This is a genomic window from Streptomyces sp. NPDC100445 (assembly GCF_044759735.1).
GTDB lineage: Bacteria > Actinomycetota > Actinomycetes > Streptomycetales > Streptomycetaceae > Streptomyces.
In genome coordinates this window covers 1,199,121-1,224,121 of record NZ_JBIVZV010000001.1, presented here as the reverse complement: position 1 = coordinate 1,224,121, position 25,001 = coordinate 1,199,121, and the positions used below count along the sequence as shown (strand labels likewise).

The 25,001-nt window shown below is 74.5% G+C and carries 26 protein-coding genes; 17 read left to right on the top strand and 9 right to left on the bottom strand.

Features of this window, described 5'->3' with window-relative positions; genetic code table 11:
- Positions 1 to 63: 63 nt before the first annotated feature.
- From rifK to ACIQVT_RS05360, 3 genes are read left to right on the top strand one after another with little or no spacing between them, the layout of a single operon-like run.
- On the top strand, positions 64 to 1,224 hold the full coding sequence (rifK, locus tag ACIQVT_RS05370) for a 3-amino-5-hydroxybenzoate synthase (protein ID WP_403747782.1): 1,161 nt from the start codon (positions 64 to 66) through the stop codon (positions 1,222 to 1,224).
- 58 nt (positions 1,225 to 1,282) lie between these two features.
- Positions 1,283 to 1,978, top strand: a complete 696-nt coding sequence (locus tag ACIQVT_RS05365) for an HAD-IA family hydrolase (RefSeq protein ID WP_403747779.1) — start codon at positions 1,283 to 1,285, stop codon at positions 1,976 to 1,978.
- Positions 1,954 to 2,871, top strand: a complete 918-nt coding sequence (locus ACIQVT_RS05360) for an ROK family protein (protein WP_403747776.1) — start codon at positions 1,954 to 1,956, stop codon at positions 2,869 to 2,871. The genes ACIQVT_RS05365 and ACIQVT_RS05360 overlap by 25 nt, the downstream gene beginning before the upstream one ends.
- A gap of 609 nt (positions 2,872 to 3,480) precedes the next feature.
- On the opposite strand, the gene ACIQVT_RS05355 is transcribed toward ACIQVT_RS05360, so the two are convergent.
- On the bottom strand, positions 3,481 to 5,166 hold the full coding sequence (locus ACIQVT_RS05355) for a bifunctional 3-(3-hydroxy-phenyl)propionate/3-hydroxycinnamic acid hydroxylase (protein WP_403747773.1): 1,686 nt from the start codon (positions 5,164 to 5,166) through the stop codon (positions 3,481 to 3,483).
- A gap of 198 nt (positions 5,167 to 5,364) precedes the next feature.
- Between ACIQVT_RS05355 and ACIQVT_RS05350 the strand changes: the two genes are divergently transcribed.
- The 3 genes from ACIQVT_RS05350 (at position 5,365) to ACIQVT_RS05340 (ending at position 7,661) form a co-directional block, all read left to right on the top strand.
- Positions 5,365 to 6,138, top strand: coding sequence for a thioesterase II family protein (locus ACIQVT_RS05350; RefSeq protein WP_403747770.1), 774 nt, complete (start codon positions 5,365 to 5,367; stop codon positions 6,136 to 6,138).
- A 223-nt stretch (positions 6,139 to 6,361) separates the two neighbouring features.
- The gene (locus ACIQVT_RS05345) at positions 6,362 to 7,054 is read left to right on the top strand and encodes an alpha/beta fold hydrolase (protein WP_403747767.1); all 693 of its coding nucleotides are present in this window, start codon (positions 6,362 to 6,364) and stop codon (positions 7,052 to 7,054) included.
- 22 nt (positions 7,055 to 7,076) lie between these two features.
- A complete protein-coding gene (locus tag ACIQVT_RS05340) occupies positions 7,077 to 7,661 on the top strand; it encodes an SRPBCC domain-containing protein (RefSeq protein WP_403747764.1) in 585 nt (194 codons plus the stop codon).
- Here ACIQVT_RS05340 and ACIQVT_RS05335 read toward each other — a convergent pair.
- Together ACIQVT_RS05335 and ACIQVT_RS05330 are read right to left on the bottom strand one after the other, a co-directional pair.
- Positions 7,645 to 8,412, bottom strand: a complete 768-nt coding sequence (locus tag ACIQVT_RS05335; protein ID WP_403747761.1) for a restriction endonuclease — start codon at positions 8,410 to 8,412, stop codon at positions 7,645 to 7,647. The genes ACIQVT_RS05340 and ACIQVT_RS05335 overlap by 17 nt on opposite strands.
- A 260-nt stretch (positions 8,413 to 8,672) precedes the next feature.
- On the bottom strand, positions 8,673 to 8,876 hold the full coding sequence (locus ACIQVT_RS05330) for a cold-shock protein (RefSeq protein ID WP_121785754.1): 204 nt from the start codon (positions 8,874 to 8,876) through the stop codon (positions 8,673 to 8,675).
- A 346-nt stretch (positions 8,877 to 9,222) separates the two neighbouring features.
- Here ACIQVT_RS05330 and ACIQVT_RS05325 point away from each other — a divergent pair, with 346 nt between their 5' ends.
- The 6 genes from ACIQVT_RS05325 (at position 9,223) to ACIQVT_RS05300 (ending at position 13,938) form a co-directional block, all read left to right on the top strand.
- Positions 9,223 to 9,417, top strand: a complete 195-nt coding sequence (locus ACIQVT_RS05325) for a DUF2795 domain-containing protein (RefSeq protein ID WP_403747758.1) — start codon at positions 9,223 to 9,225, stop codon at positions 9,415 to 9,417.
- A 78-nt stretch (positions 9,418 to 9,495) separates the two neighbouring features.
- Positions 9,496 to 10,443, top strand: a complete 948-nt coding sequence (locus tag ACIQVT_RS05320; RefSeq protein ID WP_403747754.1) for a polysaccharide pyruvyl transferase family protein — start codon at positions 9,496 to 9,498, stop codon at positions 10,441 to 10,443.
- 187 nt (positions 10,444 to 10,630) lie between these two features.
- Positions 10,631 to 10,789: a hypothetical protein gene (locus ACIQVT_RS05315; protein WP_403747750.1), complete on the top strand. Its 159-nt coding sequence runs from the start codon at positions 10,631 to 10,633 to the stop codon at positions 10,787 to 10,789.
- Positions 10,790 to 10,809: 20 nt separating this feature from the next.
- Positions 10,810 to 11,955, top strand: a complete 1,146-nt coding sequence (locus ACIQVT_RS05310) for a Vms1/Ankzf1 family peptidyl-tRNA hydrolase (protein WP_403747748.1) — start codon at positions 10,810 to 10,812, stop codon at positions 11,953 to 11,955.
- A 229-nt stretch (positions 11,956 to 12,184) separates the two neighbouring features.
- Positions 12,185 to 13,162, top strand: coding sequence for an SDR family oxidoreductase (locus ACIQVT_RS05305; RefSeq protein ID WP_403747743.1), 978 nt, complete (start codon positions 12,185 to 12,187; stop codon positions 13,160 to 13,162).
- Positions 13,159 to 13,938 carry an alpha/beta fold hydrolase gene (locus tag ACIQVT_RS05300; protein WP_403747738.1) on the top strand — a complete coding sequence of 260 codons (780 nt, stop codon included), beginning with the start codon at positions 13,159 to 13,161 and terminating at the stop codon, positions 13,936 to 13,938. The genes ACIQVT_RS05305 and ACIQVT_RS05300 overlap by 4 nt, the downstream gene beginning before the upstream one ends.
- 21 nt (positions 13,939 to 13,959) lie before the next feature.
- On the opposite strand, the gene ACIQVT_RS05295 is transcribed toward ACIQVT_RS05300, so the two are convergent.
- On the bottom strand, positions 13,960 to 14,688 hold the full coding sequence (locus tag ACIQVT_RS05295) for a GAF and ANTAR domain-containing protein (RefSeq protein WP_403747736.1): 729 nt from the start codon (positions 14,686 to 14,688) through the stop codon (positions 13,960 to 13,962).
- A 313-nt stretch (positions 14,689 to 15,001) separates the two neighbouring features.
- Here ACIQVT_RS05295 and ACIQVT_RS05290 point away from each other — a divergent pair, with 313 nt between their 5' ends.
- Both ACIQVT_RS05290 and ACIQVT_RS05285 read left to right on the top strand, forming a co-directional pair.
- On the top strand, positions 15,002 to 16,702 hold the full coding sequence (locus ACIQVT_RS05290) for a RecQ family ATP-dependent DNA helicase (RefSeq protein ID WP_403747733.1): 1,701 nt from the start codon (positions 15,002 to 15,004) through the stop codon (positions 16,700 to 16,702).
- A gap of 70 nt (positions 16,703 to 16,772) precedes the next feature.
- Entirely contained in the window at positions 16,773 to 17,036 is a 264-nt protein-coding gene (locus ACIQVT_RS05285) for a hypothetical protein (RefSeq protein WP_403747730.1), read from the top strand.
- Between the two features lie 24 nt (positions 17,037 to 17,060).
- On the opposite strand, the gene ACIQVT_RS05280 is transcribed toward ACIQVT_RS05285, so the two are convergent.
- Positions 17,061 to 17,342 (bottom strand): hypothetical protein, encoded by a 282-nt coding sequence (locus ACIQVT_RS05280; protein ID WP_403747728.1) that lies wholly within the window; start codon positions 17,340 to 17,342, stop codon positions 17,061 to 17,063.
- Between the two features lie 179 nt (positions 17,343 to 17,521).
- On the opposite strand from ACIQVT_RS05280, the gene ACIQVT_RS05275 reads away from it, so the two are divergent.
- On the top strand, positions 17,522 to 17,998 hold the full coding sequence (locus ACIQVT_RS05275) for an ATP-binding protein (RefSeq protein WP_403747726.1): 477 nt from the start codon (positions 17,522 to 17,524) through the stop codon (positions 17,996 to 17,998).
- Positions 17,999 to 18,052: 54 nt separating this feature from the next.
- Here ACIQVT_RS05275 and ACIQVT_RS05270 read toward each other — a convergent pair whose 3' ends face one another.
- Both ACIQVT_RS05270 and ACIQVT_RS05265 read right to left on the bottom strand, forming a co-directional pair.
- Positions 18,053 to 18,724 (bottom strand): hypothetical protein, encoded by a 672-nt coding sequence (locus ACIQVT_RS05270; protein WP_403747946.1) that lies wholly within the window; start codon positions 18,722 to 18,724, stop codon positions 18,053 to 18,055.
- 156 nt (positions 18,725 to 18,880) lie between these two features.
- Entirely contained in the window at positions 18,881 to 19,960 is a 1,080-nt protein-coding gene (locus ACIQVT_RS05265; protein WP_403747722.1) for a MerR family transcriptional regulator, read from the bottom strand.
- An 807-nt stretch (positions 19,961 to 20,767) separates the two neighbouring features.
- Here ACIQVT_RS05265 and ACIQVT_RS05260 point away from each other — a divergent pair.
- Positions 20,768 to 21,514, top strand: a complete 747-nt coding sequence (locus ACIQVT_RS05260; RefSeq protein WP_403747720.1) for a YcnI family protein — start codon at positions 20,768 to 20,770, stop codon at positions 21,512 to 21,514.
- Positions 21,515 to 21,632: 118 nt separating this feature from the next.
- On the opposite strand, the gene ACIQVT_RS05255 is transcribed toward ACIQVT_RS05260, so the two are convergent.
- Complete coding sequence (locus ACIQVT_RS05255) at positions 21,633 to 22,805, bottom strand: cobalt-precorrin-5B (C(1))-methyltransferase (protein ID WP_403747719.1); 1,173 nt, start codon at positions 22,803 to 22,805, stop codon at positions 21,633 to 21,635.
- A gap of 340 nt (positions 22,806 to 23,145) precedes the next feature.
- The gene (locus ACIQVT_RS05250) at positions 23,146 to 23,817 is read right to left on the bottom strand and encodes a precorrin-8X methylmutase (protein WP_403747715.1); all 672 of its coding nucleotides are present in this window, start codon (positions 23,815 to 23,817) and stop codon (positions 23,146 to 23,148) included.
- Between the two features lie 408 nt (positions 23,818 to 24,225).
- Here ACIQVT_RS05250 and ACIQVT_RS05245 point away from each other — a divergent pair, with 408 nt between their 5' ends.
- Positions 24,226 to 24,873 (top strand): superoxide dismutase, encoded by a 648-nt coding sequence (locus tag ACIQVT_RS05245; protein ID WP_403747712.1) that lies wholly within the window; start codon positions 24,226 to 24,228, stop codon positions 24,871 to 24,873.
- Positions 24,874 to 25,001 lie beyond the last annotated feature (128 nt).

Sequence of the window (25,001 nt, the reverse complement as noted above, 5' to 3'; positions counted from 1 at the left end):
CGGCTCCCCGCCCTCGCCCGCTCACCTTCCACCAGCCCGTTCCCGACGGAGATTCGGAGAACCATGAACGCGCGACCGGCACCCCAGTTCCCCGAGTGGCCCCAGTACGACGACGACGAGCGGACCGGCCTGATCCGGGCCCTGGAACAGGGCCAGTGGTGGCGCATGGGCGGCACGGAGGTCGACTCCTTCGAGCGGGAGTTCGCCGACTTCCACGGCTCCCCGCACGCCCTCGCCGTCACCAACGGCACCCACGCCCTCGAACTCGCCCTCCAGTGCCTCGGCGCCGGCCCCGGCACCGAGGTCATCGTGCCCGCCTTCACCTTCATCTCCTCCTCGCAGGCCGCCCAGCGCATCGGCGCGGTCGCCGTCCCCGTCGACGTCGACCCGGACACGTACAACATCGACGCCGCCGCCGTGACCGCCGCGATCACCCCGCGCACCCGGGTGATCATGCCCGTGCACATGGCCGGACTGGTCGCCGACATGGACGCCCTCGGCAAGGTCTCCGCCGACACCGGCGTACCGATCCTCCAGGACGCCGCCCACGCCCAGGGCGCGCGCTGGCAGGGCAAGCGGATCGGCGAACTCGGCTCGGTCGCCGCGTTCTCCTTCCAGAACGGCAAGCTGATGACCGCCGGCGAGGGCGGCGCCCTCCTCTTCCCCGAGAACGGCCTGTACGAGGCGGCGTTCCTGCGGCACAGCTGCGGCCGGCCACGCGCCGACCGCCGCTACCTGCACCAGGTCGCCGGCACCAACATGCGGCTCAACGAGTTCTCCGCCGCCGTGCTCCGCGCCCAGCTGCGCCGCCTGCCCGCCCAGACCGCGCTGCGCGACGAACGCTGGGCGCTGCTGTCCCGGCTGCTCGGCGCCGTCGACGGCGTCGTACCGCAGGGCGGCGACGTCCGCGCCGACCAGAACACGCACTACATGGCCATGTTCCGGATCCCCGGCATCACCGAGGAGGGCCGCAACGCCCTCGTCGACCGGCTGGTGGCCGCCGGACTGCCCGCCTTCGCCGCGTTCCGTGCCGTCTACCGCACCGACGCCTTCTGGGAGACCGGCGCCCCCGACGAGAGCGTCGCCCAGATCGCCGAACGCTGCCCGCACACCGAGGCGATCAGCACCGACTGCGTCTGGCTGCACCACCGGGTGCTCCTCGCCGACGAACCCGAGCTGCACCTCACGGCAGAGATCGTCGCGGACGCGGTGGCCGCCGTATGAGCGCACGGGCCGCCGTCGCGGGGCTCGGCCCGGCGGACCACGAGCAGATGAGGACTCCATGACAGTGCCCTCGACCGACCGGCCCGACACCACGGCCGGGCTCCTCACGGCGACCCGGACGGCCGTCGTCTTCGACCTCGATGGGGTCATCGTGGACAGCTTCGCGGTCATGCGGGAGGCGTTCGCGGTCGCCTACGCGGAGATCGTCGGAGACGGCCCGGCCCCGTTCGAGGAGTACGTGCGCCACCAGGGACGCTACTTCCCCGACATCATGCGCATCATGGGGCTGCCCCGCGAGATGGAGGAGCCCTTCGTCCGCGAGAGCTACCGGCTCGCCCACCGCGTCGAGGTGTTCGACGGCATCGTTCAGCTCCTGCTCACTCTGCGCGTACGCGGTCTCCGGCTGGCCGTGGCCACCGGCAAGAGCGGCGAACGCGCCCGCTCCCTCCTCCACGGCCTGGGCCTGCTGCCGTTCTTCGCCCACGTCATCGGCTCCGACGAGGTGGCCCGGCCCAAACCCGCCCCCGACATCGTGCTGCGCGCCCTGGAACTGCTCGACGTGGCGCCCGACCGGGCCATCATGGTCGGCGACGCGCCCACCGACCTGTTCAGCGCCCGCGACGCCGGTGTCGCCTCGGCCGCCGCCCTGTGGGTCGGCCCGGACGAGGAGCAACTGCTCGCCGCCGGACCCGACGCCGTCCTGCGTCGCCCGCTCGACCTGCTCGCCCTGTGCCCCGCCGTACCGGGGGCCTGACCGTGCGCGCCTCCCGCGGCCGGCTCGGCGTCGACATCGGCGGCACCAAGGTCGCCTTCCGCGCCGAGACCGGTGACGGCCGCGTCGAGGAGTCCGTCTTCACCTGGGGCCCCCACCGCGACGCCGGCCGGGACCTCGCCGAACTCGCCGCGCACGTGAAGGAGCGGCCCGCGCTCGCGGAGGCGGCAGCCGTCGGCGTGGCCCTGCCGGCCACCGTCGGCCCCGGCGAACGGATCACCGCCTGGCCCAGCCGCCCGGCGTGGACCGGTCTCGCCCTGGGCCCGGCGCTGCGGGAGCTGTTCCCCGGGGCGGCCGTCGCCTGGGCCGACGACGGCGACCTCGGCGCCCTCGCCGAGGCGGACGCCGCCGACTGCCCCCACCTGCTCTACGTCGGCGTCGGCACCGGCGTCGGCGGCGGATTCGTGCTCGACGGCGACCTGTGTCCCGGCCCCGGCCGGGGCTCCTTCGAGATCGGCCACCTCGTCGTCGGCCAGGACGGCCCCGAGTGCGTCTGCGGCCGCCGCGGCTGCCTCCAGGCCACCGCCTCCGGACCGGCCACCCTCGCCCACGCCGCCCGGCTGCGCGGCGCGCCGGTCACCTTCGACGCGCTGCGGGACGGGCTGCGGGACCGGCAGCCCTGGGCGGAGGCCGCCCTGGACCGGACGGCCCGCGCGCTCGCCACGGCCGTCGCCGGTGTCGGTGAACTCCTCCACCCCGAACGGGCCGTGCTCGGCGGCGGCTTCGCCGCGGGCATCCCCGCCCTGCTCGACACGGTCTCCGCCCACCTGGCGGCCCTGGACCGCCCCGGCCACCCCACCCCACCCCTCACCCCCGCCCACCTGGGTGGCCTCTCCTCCCTGAGAGGCGCACTGCTCCTGTCCCACCGGCTGTGACGCCCGGGGCGCTGATCGGCACCCTGCCCGGGCTGTCCGCGCGCCCGGCGGGCCGTCCCCTTGAGGGGTGTGCTGTTCGCCAACCGGCTGTGACCGCGGTCCGGTCCCGCCGGTCACGTCCTTTTCGGCTGGCCCTTGCGGTGACGGTCGGGCTGCCGCCCGGGGTGGCCGGGGAGGCGCCGAGGTCACCAACCCGACCCCGGCGGGCTGTCTCCCCTGCGGGGAGCCCCGGCCCACGGGGTCCGGGGGAGGAGTGCGGGTCACTGACCGAGCCCCACCGGGCTCTTCTCCCTGCGGGGCGTGTCGCGCCCGGCCCATCGGTGGTGACCGTCGGCCCCGTCGGGGCGCCGGCAGCTCGCGCCCGCTGTGATGGTCAGAGCCGTGCGGGGTTGTCCGCGCGCCCCGGCGGGCTGGCGCCGCGGGGTTGGGCACGGCCGTGTGCGGGTCGTCCACCGCGCCTTGAGTCGGCCCCGGCGGGCTGTCCCCCCTGCGCGGCGCGCTGCTCCTGTCCCACCGCCTGTGAGCCCCGGCCCACGGGGTGCGGGGAGGAGTGCGGGTCACCGGCCGTGCCTGGCCCAGCGGTGGTGCCCGTCGGCCTTCCGGGCGCCGTCAGCTCGCGCCCGCTGTGACGGTCGGGGCCGGTGTCGGGCTGGTCAGTGCTGTGCGCAGGTCGTCCACCAGGGCGGTCACCGCGGCCGGGCCGGCCGCCGCGCCGAAGACGTGGTGGTCGGGGCGGACCAGCAGCGCGGTCGCGCCGTACCGTTCGAGGTAGCCGCGCAGCACCCCGTCGGTGTCCACCGCGTCCACCACATCGGCCCCGCCGTGCACCGCCCCCTCGTACGAGCCCGTGGCCGGCCACAGCCGTACGACCGGCGCGCCGAGGTCCCGCAGGAAGGACAGCCGGTCCGCGGTGAGGCCCGTCTCCGTCCCGGAGCGGGTGAGCAGGACGAAACCGCCGCCGCCGACGTCCTCCAGCGCCTCCCCGTCGGACGGCCGGTGCAGCCGGCCGTGCGGCAGGACCTCGCCCGCCGGGGGCACGCGGTCCTCCGTGCCGGCGCCGGCCGGGCGGTGCAGCAGGCCGCGGGTGAGGGGCCGCGCGGGGTCCGGCCGGCCCGGCCCCCGCCCGCGCCGGTTGGCCAGCACCGTGGCGTCGCGCTCCGCCGCGGCCGCCGGGTCGGTCACGCAGATCAGCCGCCCCAGCTGCACCGAGGCCAGGATGGACTCCCGTACCTGCGTGCGGCGTTCCTCGGTGTAGGTGTCGAGGAGGGACTCCGGGGACGTGCCGCGCAGCACCAGGTCCAGCCGCCAGGCGAGGTTGGCCACGTCCCGTACCCCCGAGCACATGCCCTGCCCCGCGAACGGCGGCATCAGGTGCGCCGCGTCCCCGGCCAGCAGGACGTGCCCCGCCCGCCAGGCGTCGGCCCACCGCGCCTGGAAGATGTAGGTGGTGCTGCGCAGCAGCCGCGCGGTGCCGGGGGTGACGCCGTACGGCTCCAGCAGCCGCCACGCGGTCTCCTCCCGGTTCAGGTCGGCCGCCCGCTCGCCCGGCAGCCGCATGAACTCCCAGCGCCGGTGCCCGGGCCCGCTGCCGACCAGTGTGGTGGGCCGGGCCGGATCGCAGATCTGCACGTTGGTCGGCACGAACTCCCGGGGTTCGCGCAGCTCCACGTCGCACAGCAGCCACTCGTAGGAGAACCCGAGGTCGGTGACGGAGACGCCCATCCGGTCGCGGACGAAGCTGTTGGCGCCGTCGCAGCCGACCACCCACCGCGCCGGGAACGTCTCGGCCGTCCCGTCCTCGTCCTCGGCGGTCACCGTCACCCCGGCCGGACCGTCGGCGATGTCCACCACCTGCCGGCCCCGCAGCACCGTGATGCCCGGCAGCGCCGCGGCGCGGGCGGCGAGCAGTTCCTCCAGGGCCGGCTGGTGCATGGTGTTGGCGTCGGGCCAGCCGTACGGGCCGCGGGTGCCGAACTCGATGTCCAGCAGCGGCTTCCCGTCCGCCGTCCGCCACTGGTACCCGGTGCCCGGTTCGGTGATCCGGCCCAGCTCGCCGCCGATGCCGGTGCCGGCCAGCAGCCGTGCGGTCTCCCCGTCGAAGCTCGTCGCCCGCGGCAGCGTGTAGGGCCGCCGACGGCGTTCGAGGACCGTGACCCGCCGGCCGCGCCGCGCCAGCAGCAGGGCCAGCACCGAGCCGACCGGGCCGTACCCGACGATCACCACGTCCGTCCCCGGCCCACCCCCAGGTGACGGCACGGCGGACGGTGACACGGCGGACGGTGACGCGTCGGACATCGCAACCCCCTCGGTGCGGCCTGGCTGACGGGCCTGCTCGGTGACTCGTGGGCGAGCGTACGGGCCCCGCGGTCGGCACCGGCCGGAATCCGGGGCGGGCTATCAGGTTGGGGGATACCGGCCCCGGCCCGCCCCGGCCTACGCTGCCGGACGTCCCGCCCGGACGCCGGGCCCCGACGTGAGAGCGAGCCCCTCGGCATGCCTGGAGCAACCGCCCAGTTCGAGAAGTGGGTCAGTGTCTTCCGCCCCGCGCCGGACAGCGCGGTACGCCTCGTCTGCCTGCCGCACGCGGGCGGCTCGGCGAGCTTCTTCTTCCCGGTCGCCACGGCCCTCGCGCCGACGGTGGAGGTCATGGCCGTGCAGTACCCGGGCCGGCAGACCCGCCGGCAGGAACCCGGCATCGACAACATCCCCGACTACGCCGACCAGATCTTCGCCGCGCTGCGCCACCTGGACGACCGGCCGCTCGCCCTGTTCGGGCACAGCATGGGCGCGGTCCTCGCCTACGAAGTCGCCCTGCGCATGCGCGACGCGCGACTCCCCTCGCCGGTACGGCTGTTCGCCTCCGGCCGGCGCGCCCCCTCCCGCTACCGCGACGAGCACGTGCACGCCGCCACCGACGAGGACGTGCTGGCGGAACTGCGCGCCCTCAGCGGACCGAACCAGGCGATCCTGGCCGACCCCGAGGTGCTGGCGATGTTTCTCCCCGCCATCCGCAGCGACTACACCGCCATCGAACGCTACCGGCACGAACCGGGCCGGCTGCTCGACTGCCCGGTGACCGTCCTCACCGGTGACAGCGACCCGAGGACGACGCTCGACGAGGCACGCGCCTGGGAGGAGCACACCACCGGCCCGACCGACCTGCGGGTCTTCTCCGGCGGTCACTTCTTCCACGTCGAGCGGAGCGCCGAGGTCATCACGCTCCTGTCCCGCACCCTGAGCGGACAGGACGCCGACACCGCCCACTGAGCGGACCGCACGGCCCGGCGGACCCCACGGTGAGGTGCCCCCTTGAGCACCCCGCTCCCGCCGAACGGACCCGAACGAGGTCCACCTCGGCAAGGCAAGGTGTGGGCCCGCGAGCGATGCCGGCGCGAGGCCGCCACCGCCCTGCCGGGACCGGCCGGGGGAGAGCACCGAGGACCGCCGCGCCCGCACCCGCCCGCCACCGCGTGTCGAAAGGACCCCGATCATGAAGCTCGCACTGCACGAGGCCGGCGACGGAGAGCGGACGGCGCTGCTCGTCCACGGCGTGATGTCGTCGGCGGACACCTGGCGCCGGGTGGTCCCGCCGCTCACCGCCCGCGGCTACCGGGTGATCATGCCCGACCTGCGCGGCCACGGCGACAGCCCGCACGCCGACGAGTACACGCCCGAGCTGCTCGCGGCCGACCTGGTCGAGTCGGTACCGGCGGGCGTCGACGTCGCCCTCGCCCACTCGTTCGGCGCGCCCGTGCTCGCCCTGGCGGTGCCCGGCCTGCGCCCGGCCCGCGTCGTCTACAGCGACCCCGCGTGGCGGCTCGGCGCCCAGTCGGTCGACGAGGTACGGGAGTTCGCACAGGCCACCAAGTCGGCCACCGCCGAGAGCATCCGCCGGCTGTGCCCACGCTGGCTGCCCGAGGACATCGAGGCCGAACTGAGCGGCTACGCCCGGTGGGACGTCCGCGCCATCGAGTGGCTCCGCAGCGACCGGGACCTGATCCCCGCGCGCGCCGAGGTGCCCACGCTGGTCCAGGGCGCCGGCGACCACCACCTGGTACCCGACGAGATGGCCGAGCGGCTCCGGGCGCGCGGTTTCGAGGTCGTGTACGTGCCGGACACCGGCCACTGCATCCACCGGGACGACGTCGACGGCTTCCTCAAGTCGCTGGAGGGCTGGCTCTGACGGCCTGTGTTACGTTGATCCAATGGACGCTGCCGGTCAGGTCACCCGGGCGGAGACGGGTTCCCCCGCCGCCGGTGACACACCCTCACCCGCGTTACACGGCTCCTTCTCCCTCGACCTGGACTTCACGGTCACGCGGGCCGAGGTCTTCCGGGGCTTCGCCGACACGTCCGTGCGGCGGCGCTGGTTCCGCCTCCCCGGCAGTTCCGCCACCGCCGAGCACGAGCTGGACTTCCGGGTCGGCGGCGGTGAGACCGCCCGGAACGTCTTCGTCAACGGCGACACCGAGGAACGCCTCGCCTACCGCTCGCGGTTCCTGGACATCGTGCCGGACAACCGCATCCTGTACGTCTACGAGGCCGAGGTCGACGGCAGCCGCCGCTGGGTCTCCCTCGTCACCGTCGAACTCGCCGACGACCCCACCGGGTCGCGCCTGACCTGGACCGAGAAGTTCACCTGGCTCGTCCCCACCGGCGACGGCACCCAGGACCTCGCCCATCTGCGCGGCGGCACCCGGCTCCAGCTCAACGGCCTGTCCGCCGCGGTCGATCCCGACCGCCACCGGGGCCTGCGCAGGGCCGCGACCTCGGTCAGCAAGGATCACTGACCTCCACCAGCAGCCACGGCGCCGGACCGGTGCCGTCGCTCCAGGCGTCCAGGGCGGCGCCGTTCAGGCACAATATCCCGCACTGCTCGGCGTACTCGACGGCCGGCGTGGTGAAGTCGCTGGTGGTGACCAGGACCGCGACATCGGCCTCGTGCACGGTGTAGCAGGTCCCGCCGAACCGCTGGAGATCCTGCGAACCGACCCGGTTGGCGTCGCCGTACCGCTTGCACTGGACGACCACCCGCCGTCCGTCCGGCGCCACCGCCAGCACGTCGGCGCCCAGGTCGCCGGCGCCGCCGACCACCTCCACGGCCGTACAGCCGTCCCGCTCGCACAGGGCGGCCACGGCCTGCTCGAACTCGTCGGGGTCCAGGGCGCCGTAGTCCACGGCTACCGCGACGGGGGCCGGCGGGGCGTGGTCCGCCGCCCCGGTCTGCCGGGGCACGAACGCGGCCGGGGCGGGCGCGGTCAGCTCCTCCAGCGCCGTGTGCGCTGCCTCCTCCAGGGCCACGGCGGCCTGTTGGGCGGTCAGCGCGGGGGAGGGGCGCCGCCGCCGGCGGCGCAGCGCCAGCCCGACGGACACGGTGAGCAGACACAGGACGGCCACCCAGACCGGGCGCCGCTCGGCGGCCGAGGCCGCCGTCCGGGCGGCGAAGCCCAGCACGCACAGGGCGAGGGCGAGGACCGCGAAGAACAGGGCGGTGGCGCGCAGGTCGAACGGGCGGCGAGCCGCACCGGCGGGTCGGCTCATGCGGCGTACGGGCATGGTCACGGTCGTGACGCCCCTCTCTCCCGGCTGGACACGAAGATCACCGAGGACGGGTGCCCGCGATCCGCCGGTTCACCAACCCACCTGCCGCCCAAGCGCGTTGCCCCCGGCGCGCACGAACGGTTCGGCCCCCGACGTGCGGGACCGGCCGGGCGGCGGTGCCGCCCGGCCGGTCCCGTGCCCCGCCTTGGGGGCGTCACCGACGTGCGAGGGGTGGGCCGGCAGTGCCGTGCCCGGCAGGGTCAGACCGGACGGATGTTCTCCGCCTGGGGACCCTTCTGGCCCTGGGTGACGTCGAACTCCACCTTCTGGCCTTCCTGGAGCTCCCGGTATCCCTGGGTGGCGATGTTCGAGTAGTGGGCGAAGACGTCGGGGCCGCCGCCGTCCTGCTCGATGAAGCCGAAGCCCTTCTCGCTGTTGAACCACTTGACCGTGCCGCTGGCCATCACTGTCTCCTTCGAGCGAACCGGGCCCGCGTTCTCGGGCCCCGGCAGGAGCCGCCCTGGTTCGGAAAGACGCTGAACAGCAAGAACGCCCGTGGTTTGCGATCACGGGCGAACGGGACTTCGGAACCACGACTGCTGGAATCCGACGCTACACCCCAGTCCCGGCCGTCGCCACCGCGCAGCGCCGACACGCGGACCGGTCGACCGGAAGGCACCGTCCGGAGCCGTCCGGAAGGCTCCGGAGTCGACGTGCGGAGATCAACACCCTGTGCGCAGGATGCACGTGTCGGCCGGCCCGGCACGACGGGTGCCGGAGTCGGACCCCGAAGACGGCAAGGAGACCACCATGGCGAGCATCAGCCCGATCGACCTCCAGAAGGCGCTGAAGGGCGCCAGCTATCCCGCCAGCCGGGACGACCTCGTCACGCTGGCCGAGGACAACGGCGCGGACGGCACCCTCGTCCAGAAGCTGTCCGACGCCCCGACCGACCAGTTCGACGGCCCGAACGACGTGCAGAAGGCAGTGTTCGACAACGAGTAGCCCGTCCGGCCGGCCGGACGGGTCATCTCGCCGGCCGCGGCGATTGCCCTCCGCCCCCGCCGGGAACCCGCCCGCACTGTGCGCGGACAACTGCCGGGGACACCCCCGGACACACGCCGGAGACTGCTGCTGACCGGGTGGTTCAGCTTTCTGCACGGCGAGGCGACCGCCGGGGACGTACTGGCCCTGGACCGGGTCCGGGACGTGCTGGGGCGGGCGGGCGTCGCTCACGACGTCGCCTGGAGCCCCGGCTTCCGTCCCGGGGCCCTCCACCTGGCGGACGTACGCCCCGAGAACTACTCCCACCTCGTGTTCGTGTGCGGCCCCCTGCACGGCCCGCGGATCGAGGAGCTCCACCGGACGTTCGCGCACTGCGTGCGGATCGCCGTCGGCACGTCCGTCATCGCCCCGGACGGCCCCGCCGTCACCGGCTTCCACCGGGTACTGGCCCGGGACGCCGCGGACATCCCGCCCGGCCGGGACCTGGCCGCCCGGGCCCCCGCTCTCCCGCCGCCGCCGGTCGTCGGCGTGGTCCTCACCCACGGCCAGCACGAGTACGGGCGGCAGCGGCGGCACGACCAGGTCGCCGAGCAGGTCACCCGCTGGCTCCTGGCCAAGGACTGCGCCCGGCTGGAACTGGACACCCGGCTCGATGTCCGCGACTGGCGGCTGTGCGCGACGCCCGCCCAGCTGGAGGCAGTGCTCACCCGGCTGGACCTGGTCGTCACCGACCGCCTGCACGGGCTGGTCCTCGCACTGCGGGCGGGCGTACCGGCCCTGGCCGTCGACCCGGTCGAGGGTGGGGCGAAGGTCACCGCGCAGGCACGGGCCTGCGGCTGGCCGGCCCTGGTGCCCGCGGAAGCGCTCGACGAGGCCCGGCTGGACCGCTGGTGGCACTGGTGCCTGACCTCCGGACGGGTGGCCGCCGGAGAGCGCGCCGCCGAGTTCCGCGAGGGCGTCGTCGCCGACGGCGCCGACCGCCTCCTGGAGGCGCTGCGCACCCCCGTCGACGGCCGGGCCGGCTGAGCGGCCGTTTGCCCGGGGACGGGCAGGGGACCCGGCCGACGCACGGTGATGATCGCGCCCGGTCCGGGACCGGGAGGTACCACTCCCGACGGGGCGCGAAAGGGTGTTTACCGGGCGCAGGTGAGGCAAATCGGTCCCGTGTCGCCTTATCACGACCGTACGGAAATCGCATGCAGAAGGAGTCGTCATGACCGTCCCCGAGGAGAACCGGCCGAAGACCGAGTCGACGGACGAGATCCTCCAGGACACGGATACCGACCGGTCCGCCGCGGGCGCGACCGGCCGGACGGTCGAGGAAGCACTCGATGAGGCGGGGATCAGCCCCGAGGACTTCGAGGAGAAGTAACCGCACACGGAGGAGGAAGCGTGCACCTGTCTTTCCTACAGCCGCTCTTCGACCGCCCCGGCCCTTACGCCACCGTCTACTTCGGCCCGGCCCACAGCGACGGGTCCGGCGCCAAGCAGCACGAGCTGTCCGTCCGCGAGGCCTGCCGGTCGCTGGAGGAGGCGGGCGCGGACGCCGCGACCACGGAGGCCGTCCGCGAGGCCCTCACCCGGATCACGCCGGCGGAGGACCCCGCCGGCCGGGTCGTCTTCGCGACCGGGGGCGAGGTCGTGCTCAGCCACCGGCTCTCCCGTGCGCCGCAGCGCCCCATCGCCTGCTGGGCCGCGCTGCCCCGCCTGACACCGCTGCTGGAACTGACCGGGCAGGACCCGGTCTGCCTCGTGGCCTACATCGACCGCACCGGCGCCGACTTCGAGTTGCGCGGCGCGACCGGCCCGCAGGACGCCGGGCAGGTCGAGGGCCGGCCGCACCCCGTGCACCGCACGGGCTCGGCCGACTGGTCCGAGCGGCACTTCCAGCTCAAGGTCGAGAACACCTGGGACCACAACGCCGGCGAGATCGCCGACGCACTGAGCGCCGCCTACGAGAGGTCCGGCGCCGACCTGGTCGTGCTCGCCGGTGACCCCCGGGAGCGGCCCGCCGTGCACCACCGGCTTCCCGACGCCGTCCGGCAGGTCACCGTCGAGACCGAGCACGGCGGTCGCGCCGCGGGCTCGGCCTCGCCCGCGCTGGAGGAAGCCATCGAGGAGGCCAGGCGGCAGTACACGCACCGCCGCGTCGAGGAGGCACTCGACCGGTTCCGCGCCGGACGCGTGGGCACCGACCGGCCCACGGACGCGGTGGAAGGCCTTCCCGCGCTCGTGGAGGCGGCCCGCGAGCACCGCATCGACACGCTGCTCGTCCGCCCCGACGGGCCGGAACTGGGCCGCGAGACCTGGGTGGGCGCCCAGCCCGACCAGGTGGCGGTGCGCCGCACCGAAGCCAGGACCCTGGGCGAGAGCGACCCGACCGCGGTCCGCGCCGACGACGCGCTGCTGCGCGCCGCCGCCGTCACGGCCGCCGACGTCCTGGTCATCCCCGTCGATGACGAGGGCGGCGACCCGGACATCCCGACCGGCGGCCTCGGCGCCCTGCTGCGCTGGACGTACGAGCCGACCCCGGCGTGAGGCGGCACGGACCCGCCCGGCCCGGCCATGGGCCGACGAAACGGTGAGAACGGCCGCCCGGTTCGCCGGGCGGCCGTCCACCCGACCGGACGACACGGTCCGCGCGGAACGGGCGCGGACGAGGCATGACGTGCCGGACGAACGTACGTGCACGACTTGGGCGCGTGACAAGCGTCGCTGTACGAGCGTGGATGACAGCGCGGACGACACGCGCGGAAAGGGACCGTAGATGCGAGTGCGTGATTCCGTGGTCGTGATCACCGGAGCCTCCAGCGGCATCGGGCGCGTCACCGCCCTGGCCTTCGCCCGCAAGGGATGCGCCGTGGTCCTGGCGGCGCGCCGGGAGAAGGCGCTCCGGGCGGTCGCCCGGGAGTGCGAGCGCCACCGCGGGGCCCGCGCCCTCGCCGTGCCCACCGACGTGACCGACGGCCGGGCCGTCGACGACCTCGCCCGGCGGGCCACGGAACGCTTCGGCCGCGTCGACGTCTGGGTCGACGCCGCCGCCGTCACCGTCTTCGCCCCGTTCCAGGAAGTGCCCCTCGACGACTTCCGCCGGGTCCTGGACGTCAACGTGATGGGGTACGTGCACGGCGCCCGCGCCGCCCTGCGGGTGATGCGCGAGCAGGGCCGGGGCACCCTGGTGAACGTCTCCTCCATCGTCGGCGTGGTGACCCAGCCGTACACCCACGCCTACGGCATGTCCAAGCACGCCGTACGGGCGCTGGGCTCCAGCCTGCGCCAGGAGCTGCCGCTCGACGGGGCCGAGGACGTCCACGTGTGCACCGTGCTGCCCGCCACGATCGACACGCCGCTGTTCGAGCACGCGGCGAACTACACCGGGCGCAAGGCCGTGGCGATGCCCCCGGTCCACAGCCCCGAGCGGGTGGCCCGGACCGTGGTGCGCCTCGTGCGGACTCCCCGACGCGAGGTCGTGGTCGGGCCGATGGGCCGCTCCATGGTCCTCCAGTCCAGGATCACGTCGGGCACCGTGGAAGGGATGATGGCTCACCAGGCGCACCGCACCCATCTGTCCCGCGAGGAGCCCGCCCCGCCCTCCCACGGCAACCTGCACGCCCCGGCCCCCGGCGCCGGCGCCGCCCACGGCGGGTGGGGCGGACGCCGCCGCACCGCCGTACGTCGGCTGGCCACCGCGACCCTGCTGGCCGGCGCGGCGGCGGGCCTCGCACACCGGGCCGGGGCCCGTTGAGCCGCTGGGACAGCCACACGTTCACGCCCGCCGCCGGCACCCGCGTCCACGCCGCCGCGCTCGGCCCGCGCGACACCCCCGAGGTGGTGTGCGTCCACGGTCTCGGCTGCTCCTACCGCTACTGGCTGCCGTTCGCCCGGGCTCTCGCCCCGCACGCCAGGACCGTCGCCCCGGACCTGCCCGGTTTCGGCCGCACCCGCGGACCGCGCCGGGCCCTCGGCATACGGCAGCTGTCCCTCGCACTGGCCGACTGGCTCCGCGCCACCGGCCGGGGCCCGACGGTCCTCGTCGCCAACTCCATCGGCTGCCAGATCGTCGTCGACCTGGCCGTCCACGCGCCCGAACTGGTGGGGCCGGTGGTGCTCGACGGGCCGACCTTCGACCGGCGGGCCCGTTCGCTGTGGACCCAGACGGCCCGGCTGCTGCGGGACATCCCGTGGGAGAGTCCCGCACTGTGGCCACCGCTGCTCACCAGCTACGCCGAGTGCGGACCGCGCCGCGCCCTGCGCACCTGCCGGTACGCGCTGGACGACCCCGTGGAGAGCAAGCTGCACCTGCTGCGCACACCCGTGGTGGTGGCCCGGGGAGCCAGGGACCCCGTCGTGCCGGAGGCCTGGGCCAGGGAAGTCACCGCGCTGCTCCCGCAGGGCCGCCTGCTGTCCGTACCGGGAGCCGGGCACGCCGTGCACTTCTCGGCCCCCGGGGCCCTCGCCCGAGTCACCCTCGACCTGCTGCCCGGGCGAGCGCGGGACACGGACGGGGACGCTCCCCGGTGACCCGCGCGGACGGCGCGCGGCTCAGGGGCGGGGCCGCAGCGGGCGACCGTCCGTCGGCGGGCCGCCGCCGACGGACGTCAGCAACTCCCCGCACAGGTCACGGAGCTTGACGTTACGGCGCTGGGAGGCCGCGCGCAGCAGCCCGAACGCCTCCTCGGCCCGGCACCCGCGCCTGCCCATGATCACACCGATCGCCTGGTCGATGACGGCCCGGGACTCCATCGCGGCGCGCAGGTCGTCGGCGTACTCCCGCGCGTCGGCGAGGCGCTGCGCGAGGGCGATCGCCCCGGTGGCCTGCGCGGCCAGCGACCGCAGGCCGGTGAGGTCGGCGTCGGCGAAACCCGGCGCCTTCGGCGAGTACAGGTTGAGCGCACCGGCCGTGTGCGTGTGCGCGGCGATCGGCAGCGACAGCGACGAGCGGGTCCCGCGGGCGGCGGCGTACGCCGGGTAGGGGCCCCAGCGCGGCTCGTCCAGCATGTCGCCCACGTCGACCTCCTCGCCGGTGCGCAGTGCCTGGAGACAGGGCCCGTCGTCCTGCCCGTACTGGGCCTCGTCCAGTTCGGGGGCACCGGTGCCGGAGCTGACCACGGTGAGCGGCCGGCCCCGCCGCTCCAGGGTGATCCCGGCGCCCTGGGCGGCAGGCGCCAGGGTCAGTGCCCGGTCCGCGAGCACCTGGAGGAACCGTTCCACGGAGTCGGTGCTCAACAGGACGGAGGTGAGGTCGGGGAGCACGGACGGCTGTTCGGTCATGAGCTGCGTCCTTCCGGGCGCCGCGCCCGAGGGTCGGCATCCTGTGCGCCGCCGGGACCACGGGGATCCACCCCGGAGGGACACCTCGGCGGAACCGGCCGACCCGCCCCGGAGGAACGGAGGTGACGACCCTGCCACTTCCAGTATCCCCGCATTCCCCGCGGTACCTCCGGCGGGGTCCGGACAGGACACCCGGGAACACGATCACCGCCCGGTCCGCCTCCGGCCGGTACGCGGCCGGTCCGGCGGGTACCCAGGTCGGCGCGACGGACGCGGCACACGGCGTCCGCACCGAACAGCGAGGGAGTGGGTCATGGGACGGAAGGGGCAGCGGACGGAGCAGGACCGGGAGACGCGCCTGCGGGAGATCGCCGCCGACGTGTTCGGCTGGGACACCCTGCTGCCCGAGCAGCTCACCGCCATGCAGTGGGTGCTGGACGGCGAGGACGCCCTCGTCGTCATGCCGACCGGGTCCGGCAAGTCCGCCGTCTACCAGGTGCCCGCCCTGATGCTGGCCGGACCGGTCGTGGTGGTGTCGCCGCTGCTCGCCCTCCAGCGGGACCAGATCGCCGGGCTCCCGGACGGCGACCGCGGCCCCGGCGCCGTCGCGATCAACTCCGACCTCAGCGCCTCCCGGGCCCAGGCCGTCTGGGACGCGGTGGACCGCGGCGAGGCCCGCCTGCTGTACCTGTCACCGGAGCAGCTGGCCAAGGACGAGGTGGCGGAGCGGCTGGCAGCGGCGCGGCCGGCCCTGTTCGTCGTCGACGAGGCCCAGTGCGTGTCCTCGTGGGGCCACGACTTCCGCCCCGACTACCTGCGCCTGGAACAGGCGGTACGCCGGGTGGGCAGGCCGCCGCTGATCGCGCTGACCGCCACCGCCGCGCCGCCGGTGCGCAAGGAGATAGCCGAGCGGCTCGGCATGCGCCGGCCACGGCAGCTGGTGACCGGGTTCGATCGGCCGAACATCCGGCTGGAGGTCCGCCGCTTCCTCGACGACGACGACCGGCGCCGGGCCGTGGTCGAGCGGGCCGCCGCCGAACCCAAGCCGGGCATCGTCTACGCCGCGACCCGCAAGGACAGCGAGCACTACGCCGCGGAACTGGCCTCCCTGGGGCTGGCCGCCGAGGCCTACCACGCCGGCCTGCGGGCCGCCGAACGCGCCCGCATCCACGACGCCTTCCTCTCCGGCGCGGCGGACGTCGTCGTCGCCACCTCGGCGTTCGGCATGGGCATCGACAAGGAGGACGTGCGGTTCGTCCTGCACGCCTCGCTGCCGGGGTCCCTGGACGCCTACTACCAGGAGATCGGCCGGGGCGGCAGGGACGGGCGCCCGTCCCTCGCCGTCCTGCACTACCGGCCGGAGGACACCGGCATGCAGACCTACTTCGCCGGCCGCACCCCCAGCCACGACGTCCTGTCCGAGGTCGCCGACGCCGTCCACGACCACGAGGAGGACCCCGCCGACCTCGACGAGCTGCGCAGGGAGACCGGCCTGTCCCGGAACCGGGTCACCGCGGCGGTCAACCTGCTGGAGGAGGCCGACGCCGTGACCACGGGCGAGGACGGCGACGTCCGCCCGGACCCCGGCCTGTCTTCCGGCCAGGCGGCCGAGCGGGCCGCGCGGACCGCGCAGGCACACCGCCTGACCGACCGGACACGGGTGGAGATGGCCCGGGCGTACGCGGAGACGACCGGCTGCCGACGGGACTTCCTGCTCGGCTACTTCGGTGAGGACTACACGCCGCCGTGCGGGACCTGCGACACCTGTGCGGAGCAGGACACCGCCCCGGCGGAGGAACGGCCGGCCCACCCCGCGGCGGCCGCCTTCCCCGTCGGCACGGAGGTGCGGCACGGGCAGTGGGGCGACGGCACCGTGCTCAGCGAGGACAAGGACCGCATCACGGTCCTGTTCGACCAGGCCGGGTACCGCACCCTGGCCCTGGACGCCGTGGCCGGACGCGACGGCCTGCTCACGGTGGTGCGCAGGCCGGGCGAGACCCGCTCCGCCGGCTGACGCGCGACCGTTTCCGGCCGCCGGCCCCAGGGAACCCGGCGGCGACCCGACGTCCAGGGAAGTGAGCGACATGACCGATCACAACGACCGGCAGAACGACCACGAGGACCGCGACGACCGTTTCGACCGCGCGCGCAGCCCGGAGGAGCCCGGGGCGCACTCGGGTTCGGAGAGCCAGGCCCAGGAGCGGGTCGTACCGGGCACGGCAAGCGCGAAGGAGGGCTACCGGACGGGGCACGGCACGACCGCCGGCAACCCCCTGGAGGGCGTCGAGGCCGGGGAGCGTGAGGAGGGGACGGACACGGACGCCGAGGACGGCGGACGGCCCGCCTGAGGCCTCCCGCCGGGCGCCGGGCGCTCAGTCCGGCTCCGGGGGGAGGTAGTACGTCTGCCGCAGGAAGGCGGCCACGTCCCGCAGGGCCTGGGTGTACCCGGCCCGGTGGCGGGCGTCGGTGTCCGTGCGCCCGCTCTCGGCCTCCGCCCACGCCTCCGGACGCAGTGCGATGAGCAGATGGTCGCGGTACAGGGCGCCGTGTCTCCCGGCGAGGGCGGCCCGCGCGCGCCCCTCGTCCCAGTCCTCGAGGTCGCCGGTGTCGAAGGCGAGCAGCTCTTCGGGCGGTTCTCGATCGGGCCGCGGCACGATCGTCCTCCTCGCTCGGTCCCGGCCCGAGCGAGAGGCGGGTGACCGCACGGACACCGCTACCGGTACCGTCGGTGCAACCGGCTGGGGACGAAACGCGTGAGAGGTCGGGGGACGAGTTGACGTTTTCAGGGTAAGCGGCTGGATGACGAAGGACGCTTCGGAAGTGAGGCGACTGCATGCACCTGTCTGAGGACGGTGAGGAGCGACGGTCACGGCAGCAGGCCGTCGGGTCGGTGTCCGCTGCCTTCGAGGGGAACGAGGGCATCGCCGCGGCACGCGAACTGGCCCGCTCCTTCCTGTCCGACGTCCAGGCCGTGCACGGCCTGCCGGTGTCCGGCCGGGCGATGGGCATGGTGCAGCTGGTGGTGAGCGAGCTGGTGACCAACGCCCGCAAGTACGCCCCCGGCCCCTGCCTGCTGACCCTGTCGGTCGAGGACGGCGCGGTCCTGGTGAGCGTGTGGGACAGCGACCCGAGGCTCCCGGCGGTCCTGGCACCCGACCCGGACCGTATCGGGCAGCACGGACTGGAGATCGTGATGGCGGTCAGCCAGAGCTTCGCCGTCCACCGCGAACCGATGGGCAAACGCGTCACCGCGACCGTCGTCCTGGCCGACGACCCGGACGGAGCCGCGGCAGGCCGCCGGCTGATGTGAGACCCACCACGGTCGTCGGCATCGCACCCGCGGTGCCGGCACTCTCCGGCCGGCTCAGCGCAGTTGTCCGCCCCGGGCGAACAGCGCCGCCTCGATCTGGTCGGGCCGGACACCGACGCGTTGCGCTTGATCGTGAGCGAAGGTCAGGTACCGGAGGTAGCGCTGGGTGGTCCAGCCACCCAGGCGCCACTTCTCGTCAGGGGCTTCGGCCCGCAGCGCCAGGGCCACGTAACGGTCCAGAATCAGCGGCCGGGGCGCCACCACCGGGTCGCACTGCTCATGGCCGGCGAAGTAGAGCACCTTGGTGAAGAACGCCGGGCCGAGAAACTTGATCCGGCGCGTCTCGCGAAAGGCGCTGTACGCCGCTTCGGCTCCCTCCCTTCTCAGCAGGCCGAGGGCTGACGCCAGGTGCGCTTCGATGTCCTGGGACCGCGGCGAAGTGAAGATGCGGGCGCGCCGCGCGACCGACTGCGCCTTCGTTCCGGTGCCCCAGACGAGAGCGGCGGTCAGCAGGTGCCGACGGCCCTGCGGGGTGTCCGCCCGGCGGGCTATGCCGAACACGGTTTCGCGGTCCACCCTGGGCCGGCCGCCCACCGTGGGGCAGTCGTCGAGTTCGTCGGGCCACCAGTCGCCGCCGGGCAGAACGGACAGCCAGCGAGTTCGGTCGAACGGGATCGCCCGACCGAGCACCTCGGCACGGTCGGGGACGGGAGTTCCCGTCTGCATCGTGGCCAATTACGGCTGCCTCCTCGCTCGATACCGTCCGGACACGCTGACCCCGGGGGCCGTCCGTACGTCACAGCCGGCGCTGTGCTGCTTCGAGGCGTGTCGGCGGTCAACCTACCGGCCACGGTGAGCCCGGCGCGGTGAGACGGGAAGGTGCTAGTTCTCCAGGCGGACCGGCATCAGGAGGGAGAAGGCGGTTCCGTCGGGGCGGCGGAGGGCCAGGGGGGCGGTGGGGGCGCCCAGTTCCAGGACGAGCCGTTCCCTGGCGCCGGCGGCGAGCGCGTCCAGCAGGAAGTCGCGGTTGACGGCGGCGTCGTCCGTGGCGTCGTCGGTGTCCCCGCACACGAGCACGGAGCCGTCGTCCGTCACCCTCAGCACGCTGAGTTCGTGATGTTCGCCGTCCTGTTCGCGGGTCCCGCCCACGCGCGCCGGGCCGGTCTCCAGGGCCTGTCGGAAGGCCGCCGTGTCGACGGGGGCCCGGCGACCGGCCGGCAGCCGGACGAGGCGGCGGTGGTCGGGGAACTCGTGGCCGGGAACCGGTCCGGCCGCCTGACCGCCGTCGGTCTCCAGCGTCACCCGGTCACCGTCCACCGCCACCCGCGCCGACCCCGGTCCGGTCAGCAGCGCCCGCATCGCGTCGGCGAGCGGCAGCGGTACGACGACCTGGGCGCGGGGCCCGCCGTACCCCGTCGTGCGGGCTCGTGCGACCGCCAGCCGGTACCGGTCGGTGGCCACGGCCTGGAGGACGTCGCCCTCGATGTCGAACAGGACGCCGCCGAGCATGGGCAGCTCGGCGTCCGCACCGGCCGCGAAACGGACGGCGTCCAGCGCGGCCGCCAGCTCGGGCGCGGGAACCGTCAGGTCGACGGTGGCGGTGTGCGGTGAGGTCATGGGGTTCTCCCGGTGGTCGAGGAGTGCTCGGAGCGCGGAGAACTCGGCGCGCGCGTCGGACAGCCCGCGTTCGAGACGGCGCAGGTGGGCCTCCAGCAGCCCCCGCACCAGATCGGTGTCCGTGCCGGACCAGCCGGCCAGGACGAGCCGGATGTCGGCCAGGGGCATGCCGGCCCGGCGCAGCCGCGCCAGCAGCCGGGCCTCCGCCAACTGCCCGGGCCCGTACCAGCGGTAGCCGCTGACGGGGTCCACCCAGGCGGGGACCAGGACACCGGCACGGTCGTAGAACCGCAGCGCGCTCACGCTCGGTCCGCCCTGCCGGGCCATCTCCCCGATGCTTCGCATGTCGTTCTCCACGCCCTCGACTCTGGGCCCTCGACAAGGTGGAGGGTCAACCCGGGGCGGTTGAACGGTCGCCGCCTCCCGCTCGTACAGGGTGCGGGTACGACGGGACGAGGCGTGGGGGTGGCCCCACGAGGACGGCGGGCATGGCAGCATCTGTCGCCGTGCGGGTGTCCCTGGCGGTGCGGAGCGTGCGAGCGGCGGTGTTCGCGGTGCTCTGCGTGCTGCTCGCCGCCGCCGGGCACGCGCTCGCCTCGGGCACGGTCCCCTCGGTGCGCCTCCAGGCCGCCGGTCTCCTGCCGGTGTTCGCGGGCGCGTGTCTCCTGGGCGGCCGCGAGCGGTCGCTGACCGGGATCGGCGCCGCGACGCTCGCCGCCCAGGGCGGCCTGCACCTGCTGTTCCACGCCGCCGGACCGCACCGCGCCATGACGGCCGGGCACGCCATGACGGCCGGGCACGGCATGCGGACGGCCGACGGTCCGGTGCACGCGGTGACACCTCACGCGACCGCCGCGCACCTCGCGGCCGCCCTCGTACTGACCTGGTGGCTGCGGCGGGGAGAGGCCGCGCTGTGGTCGCTCCTGCGGCGGACGGCCACGCTCCTCCCGGGGCTGGCCGCCTGGTGGCGGTCGGTCCGGCGGACGGGACACGTGCCGGGTACGCCTTCCGGGCGCCGGCCCCGCCGGGGTTCCCGGTCGCCGAGGGTGACGCGACTGCGGTACGCCGTGCACCGGCGCGGACCGCCCACGGGGACGCCGTACGCGATCCGACCCGACACACCCCCCTCTCAGTACGGAGACCGATCCGCTCATGTCCCCGAACCGCACCACCCTGCGCCGCGCCGGCGCCGTCACCGCCCTGACCGCCGCCGGACTCCTCGCCGCCGCGGGCGTCGCGTCCGCGCACGTGACCGTCCATCCCGGCGGCTACGCCAAGGGAGCCACGGACGGTGTGCTGACCTTCCGCGTACCGAACGAGGAGGACGGCGCGAGCACCACCAAGGTGCAGGTGTTCCTCCCCACCGACCACCCCCTGCTCGGTGTCCTCGTGTCCCCGCGGGACGGCTGGACCGCGAAGGTCACCGAGACCAAGCTGAAGAAGCCGGTCAAGACCGACGACGGCACCATCACCGACGCCGTCTCGCAGATCACCTGGACCGGCGGCAAGATCGGCCCCGGCCACTACGAGGACTTCGACGTGGCCTTCGGTCAACTGCCCGACGACACCGACCGGCTGGCCTTCAAGACGCTCCAGAGCTACTCCGACGGCAAGACCGTCCGCTGGATCGAGGAGCCGTCCGGCGGCGACGAGCCGGAGAACCCGGCGCCGGTCCTCATGCTGACCGCCGAGAGCCCGGCGGAAGGCGGTACCGCGTCACCGGTCCCGTCCGCACCCGCCAACAGCACCACCGACAGCGGTACTTCGGCGTCCAGTTCCTCCGACGACTCGACGGCACGGGGCCTCGGTGTCGCCGGGCTGGTCGTGGGCGTGCTGGGGCTGGCCGCCGCCGCGTTCGCCGTCGTACGCACGCGCTCCACCCGGGGTGGCGACGCCTAGACCCTGTCCGACACACGGCTCCGGTGACGTGGGGCGCCGAGAAGGGCCCCACCTCACCGCGCGGGGTGCCCGCGGAGACACCGAACGGGCCGCGCCGATGGGCCGGTGACCCGGAGGCTCAACGGACCGTGCTGCGCCCCACGATCGTGCCCGCCCGGTCGATGCAGATGACGTCCACGGCGACCGGCGCCCCGCGCAGCACGGCCAGTGCCTCGTCCCGCGCCGCCCGCGCCACCAGATCCCCGAGTGGCACCCCGGCCGCCTGGCACAGCTGGAGCGCGGCGAGGCCGGTGTTGGCGGCGGCCACCTCGGCGGCCAGCGCCTCGTCCGCGCCGCCGCCGCGGGCGAGTTCGGCGAGGAGGCCCTTGTCGACCTGGGAGCGGCCGGAGTGCAGGTCCAGGTGGCCGGCGGCCAGCTTGGAGAGCTTGGCGAAGCCGCCGCAGATCGTGAGGCGGTCCACCGGGTGGCGGCGGATGTACTTCAGTACGGCGCCCGCGAAGTCGCCCATGTCGAGCAGGGCCTCCTCGGGCAGGCCGTAGGCGGCGACGACCGTCTTCTCCGAGGTCGACCCCGTGCATCCGGCGACATGGGTCCGTCCGGCCGCGCGGGCCACGTCCACCCCGCGCCGGATGGAGTCGATCCAGGCGGAGCAGGAGTACGGGACGACGATGCCGGTGGTGCCGAGGATGGACAGGCCGCCGAGGATGCCGAGCCGGGGGTTCCAGGTGGAGCGGGCGATCTCCTCGCCGTGGTCGACGCAGAGGGTGATCTCCACGTCGCCGCTGCCGCCGTGCCGCGCGGCGACCTCGCTGACGTGCTCGCTCATCATCCGGCGGGGCACGGGGTTGACGGCCGGCTCACCGACGGGCAGCGGAAGGCCGGGCCGGGTGACCGTCCCCACGCCGGGACCCGCCCGGAAGACGACTCCGCTGCCGGCGGGCAGCCGGCGGACCGTCGCCCGGACGAGAGCGCCGTGCGTGACGTCCGGGTCGTCCCCCGCGTCCTTCACGATCCCCGCCATGGCGGAATCCCCGGTCAGCTCCTCGGCGGCCAGCGCGAAGGACGGGGTCTGGCCCTTGGGCAGCGTGATGGTCACCGGGTCGGGGAACTCGCCGGTCAGCAGGGCGGTGTACGCGGCCGTCGTGGCCGCCGTCGCGCAGGCCCCCGTGGTCCAGCCGTGCCGCAGCCCCGTGTGCTCCAGCTGGGCCCGGCGGCCGCCCGTCGCCCGGCCGGACTCCGCCGCGCCCGCACCGCTCGTCCCGTCCACGTCTCGACCCTCACTGCTCCTCATGACGGAGTCCCAGGCACCTGCTGATCCGGGGTGCCGTGAAGGACGGCCCGCCACCACCATGTTCCCCTGCTCGTCCTGCGGCGGTCCGGCTGGGTCCCAGGTGTCCCGCGGGGCGCGGCCCGCCCGGGGCTCGCGCGTGCGTGCGGGAGGCGTGGTCCGTGGTCCTGGGCGTCACCGGGAAGACCACCCGTGTCCCGAAGCGGCCGGGCCTTTCCTCGCGGCGCCCGAGCCGAGGGGCGGTGGACCGTCCTTCCCTGCCGGGCGATGTCCCCGACGGCCCGCGGGGCCCGGGCCTCGGGGACGGATCACCGGCCGGGGCCGGCCCGGTACGGGTCGCCGCTCACTCTTCCTCGCTGGCGATGGCGTTGATCGCTGCGGCGGCGATGGCGCTGCCGCCCCGGCGGCCGCGTATCACCAGGTGTTCCAGGCCGGAGGGGTGTGCGGCCAAGGCGTCCTTGGACTCGGCGGCGCCGACGAAGCCGACGGGGACGCCGATGACGGCGGCCGGTCGGGGAGCGCCTTCCTCGATCATCTCCAGGAGCCGGAAGAGGGCGGTGGGTGCGTTGCCGACGGCGACGACCGCGCCCTCCAGCCGGTCCCGCCACAGTTCCAGCGCGGCGGCGCTGCGCGTGGTGCCCAGTTCCGTGGCCAGCTCGGGGACGGCCGGGTCGGACAGGGTGCAGAGCACGTCGTTGCCGGCGGGCAGCCGTTTGCGGGTCACGCCGCTGGCCACCATCTGGACGTCGCAGAGGATCGGGGCGCCGGCGCGCAGGGCCTCGCGGGCGCGGGCCACCACGGCGGGCGTGTGGGCCAGGTCCTTCACGAGGTCGACCATTCCGCAGGCGTGGATCATGCGGACCGCTACCTGGCTGACGTCGGCGGGCAGTCCGGCGAGGTCCGCCTCGGCGCGGATGGTGGCGAAGGACCGGCGGTAGATCTCCGCACCGTCCTTCTCGTAGACGTGGGTGGTCACGGTGTCCTTCTCGCTGCTGTCGGTCGGCTCGGGACTCATGAGGTGATCACCGCCGGGGTGGCACGAGGGTGGGTGGAGACGGTGCGTGTGCTCCGGCCGGTGGCGGTTGCCGACGGGCGGTGACCGACGCGGCCGGGCGTCCGAGCCCGACCGGCGGTCAGGAACCGCGCGGGGCTCCCGTCGTCCGCGGCGAGCGTCCTCGTACTGGCGACACCGGGCTCCCGTGCGGCCGGGGGCGGGGGAGGGGACGCTGCCGTGGACATGCCGTGAGCATACCCGCACGTCAGAGGCGTGTACGGCCTGCCTGGGGCGCGAACCCCTGACGCGCTCAGTGTCTTCGGCGCGTTCCGTGACGGCCCCCGCGCACCCCACATGATCGCGCCCTGACACTTCTGCTGCTAACGTGCACTTGCACATGACTCGCAATAACGTCGGAGGACGTTGGACATGGCGCTTTACACGCTCCCGGAACTCCCGTACGACTACTCGGCGCTCGCCCCGGTCATCAGCCCGGAGATCATCGAGCTGCACCACGACAAGCACCACGCGGCGTACGTGAAGGGTGCCAACGACACCCTGGAGCAGCTCGCCGAGGCACGGGAGAAGGAGTCGTGGGGCTCGATCAACGGCCTGGAGAAGAGCCTGGCCTTCCACCTCTCCGGCCACATCCTGCACAGCATCTACTGGCAGAACATGACCGGCCCGAAGGACGGCGGCGGCGAGCCCCTCGCCCAGGACGGCGTGGGTGACCTGGCCGACGCCATCACCGAGTCCTTCGGTTCCTTCGCCGGCTTCAAGGCGCAGCTGACCAAGGCCGCCGCCACCACCCAGGGCTCCGGCTGGGGCGTCCTCGCCTACGAGCCGCTCAGCGGCCGGCTGATCGTGGAGCAGGTCTACGACCACCAGGGCAACGTCGGCCAGGGTTCCGTGCCGGTCCTGGTCTTCGACGCCTGGGAGCACGCCTTCTACCTCCAGTACAAGAACCAGAAGGTCGACTTCATCGAGGCCATGTGGCAGGTCGTCAACTGGCAGGACGTGGCCCGGCGCCACGCCGCCGCCAAGGAGCGCGGCGACAGCCTCCTGCTCCAGCCCTGACGCCTTGACCACCCGGATGTCCTGCTCGTGATCGTCTTCTCACCCTTCACGGCAGGCACACAGAGGGCTCCCGCGGGCCGAACGCCCGCGGGAGCCCTTCCGTGTCCGTGCCACCGCCCCGGCGCGGG

Bases quoted from the DNA above. Each gene is read 5' to 3' on its own strand.
- rifK (WP_403747782.1), top strand. From the start codon at position 64: ATGAACGCGCGACCGGCACCCCAGTTCCCCGAGTGGCCCCAGTACGAC.
- ACIQVT_RS05365 (WP_403747779.1), top strand. From the start codon at position 1,283: ATGACAGTGCCCTCGACCGACCGGCCCGACACCACGGCCGGGCTCCTC.
- ACIQVT_RS05355 (WP_403747773.1), bottom strand. From the start codon at position 5,166: ATGTCCGACGCGTCACCGTCCGCCGTGTCACCGTCCGCCGTGCCGTCA.
- ACIQVT_RS05350 (WP_403747770.1), top strand. From the start codon at position 5,365: ATGCCTGGAGCAACCGCCCAGTTCGAGAAGTGGGTCAGTGTCTTCCGC.
- ACIQVT_RS05345 (WP_403747767.1), top strand. From the start codon at position 6,362: ATGAAGCTCGCACTGCACGAGGCCGGCGACGGAGAGCGGACGGCGCTG.
- ACIQVT_RS05340 (WP_403747764.1), top strand. From the start codon at position 7,077: ATGGACGCTGCCGGTCAGGTCACCCGGGCGGAGACGGGTTCCCCCGCC.
- ACIQVT_RS05335 (WP_403747761.1), bottom strand. From the start codon at position 8,412: ATGAGCCGACCCGCCGGTGCGGCTCGCCGCCCGTTCGACCTGCGCGCC.
- ACIQVT_RS05330 (WP_121785754.1), bottom strand. From the start codon at position 8,876: ATGGCCAGCGGCACGGTCAAGTGGTTCAACAGCGAGAAGGGCTTCGGC.
- ACIQVT_RS05325 (WP_403747758.1), top strand. From the start codon at position 9,223: ATGGCGAGCATCAGCCCGATCGACCTCCAGAAGGCGCTGAAGGGCGCC.
- ACIQVT_RS05315 (WP_403747750.1), top strand. From the start codon at position 10,631: ATGACCGTCCCCGAGGAGAACCGGCCGAAGACCGAGTCGACGGACGAG.
- ACIQVT_RS05305 (WP_403747743.1), top strand. From the start codon at position 12,185: ATGCGAGTGCGTGATTCCGTGGTCGTGATCACCGGAGCCTCCAGCGGC.
- ACIQVT_RS05295 (WP_403747736.1), bottom strand. From the start codon at position 14,688: ATGACCGAACAGCCGTCCGTGCTCCCCGACCTCACCTCCGTCCTGTTG.
- ACIQVT_RS05290 (WP_403747733.1), top strand. From the start codon at position 15,002: ATGGGACGGAAGGGGCAGCGGACGGAGCAGGACCGGGAGACGCGCCTG.
- ACIQVT_RS05285 (WP_403747730.1), top strand. From the start codon at position 16,773: ATGACCGATCACAACGACCGGCAGAACGACCACGAGGACCGCGACGAC.
- ACIQVT_RS05275 (WP_403747726.1), top strand. From the start codon at position 17,522: ATGCACCTGTCTGAGGACGGTGAGGAGCGACGGTCACGGCAGCAGGCC.
- ACIQVT_RS05270 (WP_403747946.1), bottom strand. From the start codon at position 18,724: ATGCAGACGGGAACTCCCGTCCCCGACCGTGCCGAGGTGCTCGGTCGG.
- ACIQVT_RS05265 (WP_403747722.1), bottom strand. From the start codon at position 19,960: ATGCGAAGCATCGGGGAGATGGCCCGGCAGGGCGGACCGAGCGTGAGC.
- ACIQVT_RS05260 (WP_403747720.1), top strand. From the start codon at position 20,768: ATGTCCCCGAACCGCACCACCCTGCGCCGCGCCGGCGCCGTCACCGCC.
- ACIQVT_RS05255 (WP_403747719.1), bottom strand. From the start codon at position 22,805: ATGAGGAGCAGTGAGGGTCGAGACGTGGACGGGACGAGCGGTGCGGGC.
- ACIQVT_RS05250 (WP_403747715.1), bottom strand. From the start codon at position 23,817: ATGAGTCCCGAGCCGACCGACAGCAGCGAGAAGGACACCGTGACCACC.
- ACIQVT_RS05245 (WP_403747712.1), top strand. From the start codon at position 24,226: ATGGCGCTTTACACGCTCCCGGAACTCCCGTACGACTACTCGGCGCTC.